A 12,666-nucleotide genomic window follows, 5' to 3' on the forward strand; every position below is an offset into this window, starting at 1 on the left:
AGCTTATTTGCCTCTTAATCTTTCAAGTATTTTGTTTGTAAGGTCTATGCCGCCGCTGCCATAAAGAACGTTGGTTTTTTCTATTACGATTGAAATGTTTTCCTCTTTGGCGAGATCTTCTATTATTTTATAGAGTTCGCCCATAAGCGCTAAAGTTTTGTTCTTCTCATATTCTTTGAGGTCTTTTTCATTTTTCTTTTTGTAGTCCGTATATTCTTGTTGTTTTTTTGTTATTAAATCTTTCTTAAGCACAAGATCCGTTTCTTTTTCGCTTATTTGTTTTTCATCGGCTTCTATTGTGGAGTTTACTTTGTCATATTGCGCCTGTATACTCAACCCAGGTTGTTCTGTTTGAATTGCTTGTGTAGAAACAGAAATACTATTTGTTCCGGTTGCAGTTGAAATAGCGGGAATTGTTAATGTTGAAGATGAACCAACAGGCACAGTTCCAGTGGAAACCGAAACTATTGCGCTGGACGATATCGGTGGTGTTGGCTGTTGTGTCTGTATTTGCGGCTGTTGCATTTGGACAGATAATCGTTGTTTCTGTACTTTTAAAGCCATCGACTCCTGTTTTAGCTGCTTGATTTGCGTTTCCAGGTCAGTGCAGGAAGATTTTATTACTGAAATTTCAGAGTCAATCCCCGAGAGCTCCAGTTTTTTTTGTTCAGCTATTTTTTCATAATCTTTTTTTGCGGTTTTAACCGGAGGATATTCGCCAAATATTTTATTCATGTCTACATAACCAACGCTAATCCCTCCTGTTCCTTGAAGCGGAATTTCAATAGAGTTCAACGATGACTCTCCAATTAAACAGATTAAACAAAAAGCGATAAAAAATAGTTTTTTCATTTTATTTTCTCTTTAATACATCAGAATATCTGCCCTATGGTGAAATAAAATTCCGGAGGCTGTTGGCCTGGTTTAGCCTGGTTTGGCCAACCCCAGTCGAGCCTGATCGGGAAAACTGGTGTTGTAAACCTTATCCCGAATCCCCATCCTGATTTCATTAAGTTATCCCATGTTCCGTGTAAACGCCAGTCATCTGTTTCACCTACAGAAAGCCTTACATCATCAAGTTTATTCCAGGCTCCGCCAAAATCGTAAAAAAAAGCTCCCTGGAGAATTGTATGTTTGTTTTCCTGCACAATAGGAAATTTATATTCAAAATTTCCAACGATAGATACATTTCCTCCATTTAAAGAAGGAGTAAGGTCGTTTTGAGAATATCCTCTAATGGAATTAGGCCCGCCGGCATAAAATTTGTATAAAGGCTGTGAGTCAATATTGTAATCATTAAATGGCTGAACATACTTAAATACTGCATTTGCAGAAAAAACAAATTTCCAAAATGTCGGGAAAAACCAGCTTGATGATAAGACAGGTTTCCAGAAATGAACATTGCCGCCGAAAGGGCCTCCTGCTATTTGCAGTGATGCCGAATTTTTACTGCCTTTTGAAGCATCGAAGACATTGTCCCGGGTATCATAAATAATTTGGCTGGTAAAACTCGACGTCAACTCTTTGCCTGCTATAGCTCCGCTTGCGACCCTGCTTGTAGCCTGTACATCGTAAGTGTTGACATTTTCATATCCATATATGAACAAGAGTGAGAGGTAGTCGCTCAATCTGGGACCTACACGAAATTCGGTTCCCTGTTTGTGATAAGTATAAAGCCAATCACTGCCAGAATATTGTTTTCTGGTCATATCATATAATGTTACACCCAAGCTAATAGGTTTTTGCATCAGCCAGGGTTCGGTCCAGCTTATTTCGTAATTTTGTATCCGATCACCAAATTCCCACATCAAATTTAATTTCTGGCCTCTTCCAAACAAGTTCATGTGGTTTACCTGAAGCGTACCGGTAAGTTTGTCTACGCTTGAATAACCTGCTCCTGCCTGGAGCATTCCGGGTTTACCTTCTGTTACATTCAGGACTAAATCAGCCGTGTCAGGAATACTTGTATTTTGTATATCCACCTTTACATCATCAATAAAACCAAGATTGTATATTCTTTCAAGGCTTCTTCTAAGTTTTACACCGCTGAATGGGCCTGTTTCTTTTAGTAATATTTCCCTCTTTATTACATATTCCTTTGTGTAATTCAAGCCATCAATATAAATCTTTCCTGAGTAAACTATGCTATTTTCTTTGATTTTGAAATTGATCTCCATAAGCCCGCTTTCGGGGTATTTAGTAAATTCCGGAACAATTTCTGCCTGCAGGTAACCTTTGTCTCCATAGATTTCAGATAGTGCTAGTTGGGATTGGTCAATGTTTTCTTTTTTGTACAATTCCTTAGTTTTTATTGCTAAGTTTTTTCCTAATTCTTTATCTGTATAAATGCTGTTTCCGGAAAATGAGATTTTTGATATTTTGTATTTTGGCCCTTCAGAAACTACGATTTTTATGGTTGTTTTGGTCCTGTCGTCGTTGTAGGATATATCGGGTGTTGAAACTTCTACGCTTTCAAAACCATTATTTTTGTAAAAGTCATTTATTTTTTTCAAGTCGTCATCAAGCGTTTTAGTCTTAAATATTTTCTTTTTCTTTGTGTCCATTAAACCCATGATTTTTTTTGGTTTATAATTTTTTGTACCGGTTATTTCAACTTTTTCTACGGTAACCTTCCTGCCTTCACTTACAAAAAAAATAAGGTTTGCCTGGTTTGTTTTTTTATCAATGTTTAAGTCATAAGTTACCTGAGTGTCTGCATAGCCCTTGTCGCTGTATAAATCTATAATTTTCTTTATATCAGATTCAAGGTCATTTTTATCCATATATTCTTTTTCTTTGACAGTGATTTCATCTTTGATTGTTCCCTTGGACAATTTTTTATTGCCTTTGAATTCGATTTTTTTCAAATAAGGCTTTTCTTTAATAATAAATGTTACTGCATAGGCATTTGTATCAACTTCAACAGTGACATCTTCAAATTTGCCTATTTCTAAAATACTGTTTAAATCAATTTTCAGGTCTTCAGAAGAATATATGTCCTTAACCTTTGTTTTTATTTTTTTTCTTATTTCTTTCTCTTTTACATTTATGTTCCCTTTTATGTCTATCCTTGATATCATGTCCAATGCAAATACATATTCAACGCCGGCTGATAAAAAAAACATTAATAATGCCGGAAGTAAAAGCCTGTTTGAGTTATTTCTTTTCATTTTTTTTCTCCGTTTCCTTGGGCCAGCCAAACCGCCATTGGGGTTCTATTCTTATTTGGTAGTCGCCGTCTCTTATTAGAGAACTTTTTGTTGGTTCATATCCGTAAATGCCGCGGATAAATATATTGCCCTTCCACCTATAGTCAAGTTCAAATTCGTGACGCAAATTCAATCTCTGTTGTGCTTCCTGCAAAGTAATTGCATAACCTAATAGCAGGTCCCCTGTAATATATTTTTGCAAGGCATACCTGGTTCCTGACATTATATCTACTATTGAAGGGTTAGTATTGTTTATTGTTTCATCCTGTGCAGAGGGTACCGTTGTTACATTTATAGTATCAACTATCCCGCTTTGTTGAAGCAATCTTTTAGCCAGGGGAGACGCAAGAGAACCATCAAATAACCTGATTAATTGTTTTCTAAGAAGCAAATTTCTTTCTGTCGGCGTGATATTGTCAGTCAACCCGTAGGTTGCCTGGACAAGTTTTTCAGAACTCATGTCCGGGTGTTCCGCGGACGAAAACTTTGGAGCAATCTGGCCTATAGGGCTCCTGGGTATTATCATTTCGATTGTACCCGTTTCTTTTCCGGTTGATGTCGGTTCGGCGCCAGATGTAAATATTCCGGCAGTTTCTGCCCTTACCTGAAGAAAGCATTCTGAATTAATAACTTCGAAAAGGGCGTATTTAAGTTCATAGATCTTGTTTAGATAATTTAAGTTACCGTTTTGCGATTCAATACTGCCGTTAACAATTAATCCCGGTAAATTTCCATTAAGCCTGATCTTTCCTGTAAGCAGGGCGCTCATCATGCTATTTTCGTACCAGGTATTTTCCCCCGGCCTCAATTCAACGTCCCAAACCACATTTTTAAAACTTGTTGAAAAGAAACTATTACCTGAAACGTTAGGAGGCGGCGGGTAACAAAAATGAGCATTATCAAGTTGTATATACCCGTTTAATTTTGGGCTTTCACTTTTGCCTGTGAATTGAAGGCTTGTTTTTACATCAGCAAAAGAATAATTTTTTATTACGCCCTCTAAACCCATAGTTTTGAAAACAATATTTGTAGGAATTGGCAGTTCAGGAACGAATATTTTGATGCCTTTTTTTCCCGTGGTATTTAGGGATAAATTATATTCGTTTATGCTAAAGAGTTCGCCAAGTAACAGATATCCGTCAAGTTTGACAGTACCGTCGCCGATTTTTCCGGAGCATTCTTTTATTTCAAGTTTGTTGTCAGTAAATGCAACTCCAAGATTGAAGTTTTCCAATTTATTGAAGTAACTTTTTGATTCTATTTGGGCGTTGGACACGATGAGATACCCGCCGTAGATCGGTTGGTCAGCTTTGCCGGAAACCTGAAGTTTTGCTTCGATTTTACCCCGAGCTGATTTTATATTGTCCGAAATTGATTCTAATATCGCCAGGTCCCCTTTTTCGATTTGAAAAGAAAGGTTTATATTATTGTCGCCAGGACTGTTTTTTACTGTTTCTGTAAATGCCAGAGGTATCCTGCCTTTGCCTGAAACAATAAGCTGTTCTTTGCTATTATTGTCGATTCTTACAAGCCGCGCATTTGTTAATTCCAGTACATTGTCTTCGTAATTTAACTGCAGGTTAGCGTTTGTAAAAGGGATAGAGTAAAAGTCTCCGGCAGATATATTGATGGTACCTGCTATATAGGGCTTCTTAATTTCATCTTTTAAAATAACAGTAAAATCAGTGGATCCGCTCAACGGCATCTGCTGGTCGAGAAGTCCGGTAATAAAATCAAGGTTTATATTATTTCCTTCAATTGTCAGGTTTGAGTTATTCTGTGAATAGGTTCCATTAAGCTTAAACAAATAACTTCCTTTTATGTTTGATTTTGGCGCCACTATGAAATTAGTAAAAGTTGTTTCTTTTGGGTTAGAAATGTCAATTTTCCCGGAAGTTACGAATTTTTCATTTTTTTGGGGAATCAGTTCAATTATTTTTCTGTTATCTTCAGAAGTAAATTGTATTTTCATATTTGTGTCTTTAAGGTTTTGCTGGTTTACCCATAAATCCTGTGTTGATATCGTTGAGGCGACAATAAGTTTTTCCTTGGAGTTTTTTATACTGCCTGAAAGACCTAATTTGCCGAACATAGTAACAGGCCCAAAAATATAATTTTTAAGCTCCATGTTACAGTCAAATCCCCAGTCCCCCGGTTTAGAAAAATCCATTTTACTGCCCTTCGAAATTGAAATTCTCTGATCAGCTGACTCGATATCCAGTTTGTTTACTGTTATTGAGTTAAAACTGCTGTTCATTTCTATAGAAAGATCTAAAGATTTCCACTTTTCGGGAAGTATGTTTCCTGAATAAAGCAATGAATCAGATTGAATATTGAGTGTGGTCGTCAGTTTAGAGAGGTTTCCGATTACAATAAAAGACGGTTTGACATTCCCCTCTAGCGGAAGTTTAAACGAAAAAAGCTTTTCAGTTAAAACATTCAAAGTTGTTATATTCATATTTGAAAACGCGACATTTGACGTCAGTTCCGGTGAATTTGAAAGGTTATTAATATTTATTGTGAATCTCCCTTTTTCCTGCGACAATATTTGCAGTTCGCCATGGGATTTAAACGTATCGCCGGTCAAAGATCCTCTCCCCTTCAAATTGGCATCAATTTTTTTATAGGAAAGGTTTGTTGACTTAAAATCAAACCCCAATTGAGGTTTAGTAAGGGTACCGAAAATTCTCATGTTCCCGCTTAATTTTCCGCTCAAATCTTTTATCCTTAAGTTTAAAATATTAAAATCATTCAAATTTGCGTAACCTTTTAAAATTCCGGTATCCGTGAAATAATTAATGTCTCCGCTAATGGAATTCATTGCTTTTATGTTTGTGATTGACACTACATCGTTTTCAAACACGAATTTTGCTTGGATTTGACCCAAGAGATAATCGCTAATCATTAAGTTCGTGCCGTTCATTTCCCCGGACACAATTTTACTGTATGTGTTTGCTTTTCCAGAAAAAGCAATATTTCCGCTCATCTTATTTTTGCCTAAGGGGTAATTTGTCAGGCTAACGCTCATTTTGTAATCATTAAAAACATTCTCTTTTGTGCCGGCGCTGAAAAAAAACGCGGCATTTTCTTTACCCGTAAGATCGTCGAAAAACAGGCAATTCGACAATTGAATTTGGTCGTCGCTGATTTGAAAGCCGGCATTAATCTTTTTACTCCCGGTAATAAACATTTTACCTGAAAATCTTTTTTTATTATTGAAGGCAGATTGCCTGGCATTTAGCGCTAAATTATATTGAGGGCCGTTTAAATCCGCAGTTCCGTTCAATTTGTAATTTTTATCTTTATAACTTACATCAAATTTAACAAAATTGGATTTAATGGGCCCCAGTTCCAGATTCTTTCCTAGCAGGCTGGCATTAATTGAAGGATTTGATAAATTGCCTGAGGCAATAACGTCGGCATTAATGAGGCCTTTAGCCGAAGGAAATAAACTTTCAGTCAGGATATTCGTAAAAGAGGCCTTAACTTTTATGTTTTCCTTTGAAATAAATCCGGAAGCTGATATCTCTTGTGAGTCGCCTGCCATTTGAAAACCGACTATATTGAAAATTCCGCTTGAAAATACGATTTCAGTATTTCCGTTCAAAATATTTTTGCCAGAATTAAAGATCAGAAGATTGATTCTCGAATAAATGGAAGGGCTGTTGCCAAGGCCTGAAAGTTTAAATGCACCTCTTCCTTCCAGTCTCATATTACTGCCATAATTTGAAACTATTTTAAGTTTTCCGTGGATGTGTTCTTTTACCGGGAATGCGCCTTCCAAAAGAACGGAAGTCTTTCCTGATGCAGCAGTCAAGTTATTTGTATCGACTTTTAAATTCCAGCGCTGATTTCTTTTATTGGAAACGAGCTTTATTCTTGCATTTCCGTAACCGGATGCAGAAATATCTGTTTCAAACGAATCTATGGTTTTTGACAAAATAAGCCTTCCCAGTTTGCTGTTTATAGCTATTCCATTTTTAAGAATGTTTATTTTTGCGTTTTTCCAGTCAAGGAGCATTTCCCCGAAAGATGTGTTTCCTGAATTAGCTCCAAACGGTAAAGCTGAAATAGCCCCGATATTTAATTCCGGGTTAACCAGTAATACCTCACTGAACGAATAAGAGATATTCCTTGTTTTAATTAGTTTTATAAGGTTAAACCGTAAAACAACTTTATCTGCCTTAAAATTTGAATCATTCTGCCATGCAGAGGCTTTGTTTAAAATAACAGCAGGCGGGAAAGAAATTGATATTAAGCCTGCTTTAAAACCTATATTGTATTTTTCTAAATACTCTGCCGAATAGTTTTTAACTATTTTAGGCAAATATGTAAGAAGGCAAACACTTCCGGCAGTCAATATTATAAGCGTTGCCAGCAAACAATATAAAAAATATTTTTTCATCAATTGTCAGTTTTCTAAGTTTGGTTTAAAGGTTTAAATTAAATTTTTTTTCACCACAGGTATTACATTTGAGATGAATTTTATCTTTTTATTTTCCTGGTCAAAATCAGCATATATTTTTGTTAAGTTCCCTGCGGGCCCTGCGACAACATTTTTTGAAAGAATATCTTCGGAAATAGCATCTTCGAGGTGCCTCTGTATAGTTCTTTGCAGCGGCCGGGCGCCATAATTTGAATCAAAACCGTTTTCCAGGAGGAACTCTTTTGCTGTTTCGGAAAGTTCAATCGTTAATCCTTGTTTTTCCAGCTTTATTTTAACTCTTTCTAAAAGAAGGTCAAGGATCTTCTTCATTTCAGGCTTGCCAATCGGGTGGAAAACAATCATGTCGTCAATTCTATTAATAAACTCAGGATTAAAAGTTTTTTTAACTTCTTCAAGGATTGTATCTTTTATTGAAACATAAGTTCTCTGGGAATCCTCCTGAACAAGGAAACCGAGCGCTTTCCCTTTTGAAATTAGCCTTGCTCCGACATTTGAAGTCATGATAATGATGGTATTTTTAAAACTTACTTTGTGACCTAAGCTATCGGTCAGGTTGCCTTCTTCAAATATTTGAAGCAATAAATTGTAGACCTCCGCATGAGCTTTTTCAATCTCATCCAGCAGTACTACCGCATAAGGGCGCCTGCGGACTTTTTCGGTCAACTGGCCCCCTTCTTCATAACCCACATAACCCGGAGGGGCTCCTATAAGCCTGGAAACAGAAAATTTTTCCATATATTCGGACATATCTATTCTTATTAATGCGGTATCATCGCCGAAAAGAAATTCCGCAAGAGTCCTGGCAAGTTCTGTTTTTCCCACGCCGGTGGGCCCGAGGAAAATAAAACTGCCAATTGGTTTTTTGGGGTCTTTAAGGCCTGTCCTGGAACGCCTGATTGCCTGTGAAATGGACCGGATTGCTTCGTCTTGGCCAATTACGCGCCCGTGAAGCTCATCCTCCATTTTTAGCAATCTTTCTTGTTCTTTTTCAGTTATTCTGGTTATTGGTATGTTCGTCCATTTCGAAATGACATAAGCAATGTCGTCTTCGGTAACCGGCGGAAAGATGGCGTCCCTTTTTTCTCTCCACTTTTTTTTCATTTCCTCAATGGCGCGTTTCATTTCTCTTTCTTTGTCACGTAATCTTGCAGCTTTTTCATACGCCTGCTTGGAAATTGATGATTCTTTATCTTTTATGACAGCTTCGAGTTCCTCTTCTTTTTCTTTGATTTCGGGTGTTACCTGGGATACTTGCAGTCGGGCCCTGGATCCGGCTTCGTCAATTATATCTATAGCTTTATCCGGCAAATACCTATCAGAGATAAACCTGTCTGAAAGATAGGCTGCCGTTGCTAAGGCCTCGTCCGTATATTTTACTTTATGGTGGCTTTCATATTTTTCTTTTAAACCTTTCAAGATTGCAATGGTGTCTTCAACAGTAGACGGGTCAACAACTATCGGCTGGAATCTTCTTTCAAGCGCCGGGTCATGTTCAATATGTTTGCGGTATTCATCAAGAGTGGTAGCTCCGATGCATTGAAGTTCGCCGCGCGCTAATGCGGGTTTCAGCATATTGGAAGCGTCAATAGCGCCTTCAGCCGCGCCTGCACCTATCACCGTGTGCAATTCATCTATGAATAGTATGATGCTGTTTTTTCCGCGGCGGATTTCATCCATGATGTTTTTAAGGCGCTGTTCAAATTCGCCGCGGTATTTTGTTCCTGCAACAACCGCAGATAAATCGAGCGTGATCACACGCTTGTTGTTTAATATTTCGGGTGTTTCACCTTTAGCTATTCTTTGTGCAAGCCCTTCAACGATTGCGGTTTTACCGACACCCGGGTCACCGATGAGTACCGGGTTGTTTTTAGTCCTGCGTGAAAGGATCTGTGTTAGGCGCTCTATTTCATTATCCCTGCCTATTACCGGGTCCAGTCCGCCTTCTTTTGCCAGTACTGTAAGGTCCCTGGAAAATTCATCCAGTGTAGGCGTTTTAGTTTTCGTTTTATTGGATACGCGATGCCCGCCTGAACTAATAGGCGGGTGTTGATTTTGCTGTGATTTTGTAGGTTCACCTAGCAGATTAACAACTTCTTCCTTGACATCTTCTATTTTTACTCCGAGGTTTTCGAGGACTCTAGCTGCGATTCCCTCTTCTTCTTTTAGCAAGCCCAGCAGAAGGTGCTCAGTGCCTACGTAATAATGGCCCATGGTGCCGGCTTCGTCTACGGAAAGTTCCAGTACTTTCTTGGCCCTGGAGCTGAAAGGTATTTCACCCAAAAGCATTATATTGTCCCCGGTTCCTACAACTTTTTCTACTTCATTTCTCAGTTTTCTAAAATCAATACCCAGATTTGCGAGCACCTGGGCAGCGACACCCTCGCCCAGAGCAACAAGCCCGAGCAGTAGATGTTCTGTGCCGACATAATCATGATTTAACCGTTTCGCTTCTTCCTGCGCAATTGAAATAACCTTTTGCGCCCGTTCAGTAAACCTGTTCATTAGTTCCTCTTTTTAATTGAATTATTAAACGGTCCCGGATGCATGCTGCCTGTTTGTTTGAACTCAGAATATGTTATGCCGCATTCCGGGCACACGTGACTAAGCATTTTAGTAAATCGGTACTCCAGTACTGCGTGTGAGTTCACGAAATTCTTTAATAAGTTTCAGCGTTATTTTCCCGGGGTTTCCGTTACCAATTTTTCTGTTGTCTAAACCAACTACAGGGATGATCTCTGCAGCAGTCCCGGTTAAAAAACACTCATCTGCCGTATAGACGTCATAGACAGTGAATATATCCTCTTTAACAAGCAGTTTCATGTGGGTTCTTGCCAAGTCCATAACTGCCTCGCGGGTTATACCTTGTAAAGCTCCTGCCCAGGTAGGAGGAGTTATTAAAATATTATGTTTTAAAATAAAGACATTGTCGCCAGTACATTCGGCGACATAACCGTCTTTATTGAGCATGATAGCTTCAGGCGCACCCATAGTTGTGGCTTCAATTTTGGCCAGAATGTTATTGAGATAGTTTAAAGATTTAATACAGGGGTTGATAGAATTTACCATGTTTCTTCTTGTTGACACGGTAAAAAGCTCTAACCCCTTTGTATAAAATTCACTAGGATATAGAGTGATTTTGTCAACAATAATAAAAATTGTAGCTTTAGGGCATTTTCTCGGATCGAGACCGAGATCACCAACCCCTCTGGTTACTACCAGCCTGATATAAGCATCCTTTGATTTGTTGGCCCTGAGTGTTTCAAGAGTTGCAATTTCCATTTCTTGTTTCTTCAAAGGAATGGTAAGCGTAATAGCTCGGGCTGAGTTATAAAGTCTGTCCAGATGTTCTCTTAGTTTAAATACGCGGCCGTTATAGGCACGGATACCTTCAAAAACACCGTCCCCGTATAATAATCCATGGTCAAATACTGAGATTTTTGCATCTTCTTTTTTTACCAATTTTCCGTTTAAATAAACCAAATTTGACATTTTAAATAAAACCTCCAGTTTTATGATTAAGTTCTAAGCAATGGGAATAATATAACTTCACGTATAGAGGGAGAGTTTGTTATCAGCATTGCAAGCCTGTCTATTCCTATTCCTAATCCGCCGCAAGGCGGCATACCGTGCTCAAGAGCCATAACGAAACCCTCATCCATGGGATGGATATCGTCTTTCTGGTTCTGGCTGCAGAAGCGTTTTCTTTGTTCTTCGGGGTCATTTAACTCTGAATATGCGTTGGCCATCTCCATGCAGGCTACAAATAATTCGAACCTGTCTGCAGTAATTTCATCCTTCGCTTTTGAAAGAGGCGAATAGGCAAGAGGATAATCCGTGACAAAAGTCGGGTTGAAAAGTTTTGGCTGTATAAATTGATCAAAAAGATGATCGAAAATCTTTTTATCTGTTGTATCCGGCGTCATTTCCAGTTTGACTTCAGCAGCGAAATCTTTTATACAGTTTTTTGCGACCAGTTCAAGAATATTTACTTTCTTATCAAAAGTTTCCTGAAACAATTCATTCATAGTGGCTATTCTGAAATTAGTTAAATCAATAGGTTTTCCCTCAATATTAATTTTGTCTTTTAAGTCCATTGTTGTTGCTATGTTTATCAATAAATCCTGGGTCAGTTTTATCATATCCCGGCAATTTGAATAGGCCTGATATACTTCTATCATGGTGAATTCAGGGTTATGCTGGCGGTCAATGCCTTCGTTTCTGAAAGATTTTCCTATTTCAAATACTTTTTCCAACCCGCCGACAACAAGCATTTTGAGAGACAATTCTGACGCAATACGCAGGAATAAATCCATATCATAAGTGTTATGATGTGTCTTAAACGGCCTGGCAATGGCTCCGCCTGCCAGGTGCTGTATAATAGGTGTTTCGACCTCAAGAAAACCCAATCCGGTTAAATAATTTCTTATCTGGTTGATTAACTTTGAACGTTTAACAAAAATGTCTTTTACATCCGCGTTTGAAATTAAGTCCAAGTATCTCTGCCTGTAACGGGTATCAACGTCCTTAAGCCCGTGCCATTTTTCGGGCAGAGGCCTGAGCGATTTGGATAATATTTGAAAGCTTTTTACGTAAACGGTCAGTTCGCCGGTTCTTGTTCTGAAAGGTTTTCCTGTCACTCCGATAAAATCACCAATATCAATAAGCTCGATAAAATTTATATAATTTTCCTGCCCTACTATGTCCGTTTTAATATAAGCCTGTGATTTTCCTGTATAATCCTGAATGTGGAAGAAGGTTGCTTTTCCCATTTGCCTGCGGGCAACAATCCTACCGCAAACTTTAATTTCCCTCTCTATAGATTCTTCTGATTTCAAACCTTCAAACTCTGTTTTCATGGCAGAGAGTGTATGGGTATAATCAAATTTATCCGGATAAGGATTAATGCCTGAAGCTATAATTTTATCCAGCTTTTCTTTGCGGTTCTCTACCAATTTTTCAATCGGTAGTGTTGTTTCCTGCATTTCTGTTTTTACGGGTGTTTTGTTTTCC

At 38.1% G+C, this 12,666-nt stretch carries 6 protein-coding genes; all 6 read right to left on the bottom strand.

The genetic code is table 11. The annotated features are described in order from the left end of the window. Positions 1-3 precede the first annotated feature (3 nt). Positions 4-852, bottom strand: coding sequence for an OmpH family outer membrane protein (locus tag KKH91_03145; protein ID MBU0951810.1), 849 nt, complete (start codon positions 850-852; stop codon positions 4-6). 20 nt (positions 853-872) lie between these two features. Further along, on the bottom strand, positions 873-3,170 hold the full coding sequence (gene bamA, locus KKH91_03150) for an outer membrane protein assembly factor BamA (GenBank protein ID MBU0951811.1): 2,298 nt from the start codon (positions 3,168-3,170) through the stop codon (positions 873-875). Then, positions 3,157-7,614: a hypothetical protein gene (locus KKH91_03155; protein MBU0951812.1), complete on the bottom strand. Its 4,458-nt coding sequence runs from the start codon at positions 7,612-7,614 to the stop codon at positions 3,157-3,159. The genes bamA and KKH91_03155 overlap by 14 nt, the downstream gene beginning before the upstream one ends. 33 nt (positions 7,615-7,647) lie before the next feature. Then, a complete protein-coding gene (locus KKH91_03160) occupies positions 7,648-10,158 on the bottom strand; it encodes an ATP-dependent Clp protease ATP-binding subunit (protein MBU0951813.1) in 2,511 nt (836 codons plus the stop codon). Positions 10,159-10,266: 108 nt separating this feature from the next. After that, complete coding sequence (gene ilvE / locus KKH91_03165; protein ID MBU0951814.1) at positions 10,267-11,145, bottom strand: branched-chain-amino-acid transaminase; 879 nt, start codon at positions 11,143-11,145, stop codon at positions 10,267-10,269. 26 nt (positions 11,146-11,171) lie between these two features. After that, positions 11,172-12,638, bottom strand: a complete 1,467-nt coding sequence (gene lysS, locus KKH91_03170; GenBank protein MBU0951815.1) for a lysine--tRNA ligase — start codon at positions 12,636-12,638, stop codon at positions 11,172-11,174. Between the last annotated feature and the right edge of the window lie 28 nt (positions 12,639-12,666).

The sequence above is a fragment of the Elusimicrobiota bacterium genome (assembly GCA_018816525.1).
In the GTDB taxonomy this organism is placed as follows: Bacteria; Elusimicrobiota; Endomicrobiia; order CG1-02-37-114; family XYA2-FULL-39-19; genus OXYB2-FULL-48-7.

Bases quoted from the DNA above. Each gene is read 5' to 3' on its own strand.
- ilvE (MBU0951814.1), bottom strand. From the start codon at position 11,145: ATGTCAAATTTGGTTTATTTAAACGGAAAATTGGTAAAAAAAGAAGAT.
- KKH91_03145 (MBU0951810.1), bottom strand. From the start codon at position 852: ATGAAAAAACTATTTTTTATCGCTTTTTGTTTAATCTGTTTAATTGGA.
- lysS (MBU0951815.1), bottom strand. From the start codon at position 12,638: ATGCAGGAAACAACACTACCGATTGAAAAATTGGTAGAGAACCGCAAA.
- KKH91_03160 (MBU0951813.1), bottom strand. From the start codon at position 10,158: ATGAACAGGTTTACTGAACGGGCGCAAAAGGTTATTTCAATTGCGCAG.
- bamA (MBU0951811.1), bottom strand. From the start codon at position 3,170: ATGAAAAGAAATAACTCAAACAGGCTTTTACTTCCGGCATTATTAATG.
- KKH91_03155 (MBU0951812.1), bottom strand. From the start codon at position 7,614: ATGAAAAAATATTTTTTATATTGTTTGCTGGCAACGCTTATAATATTG.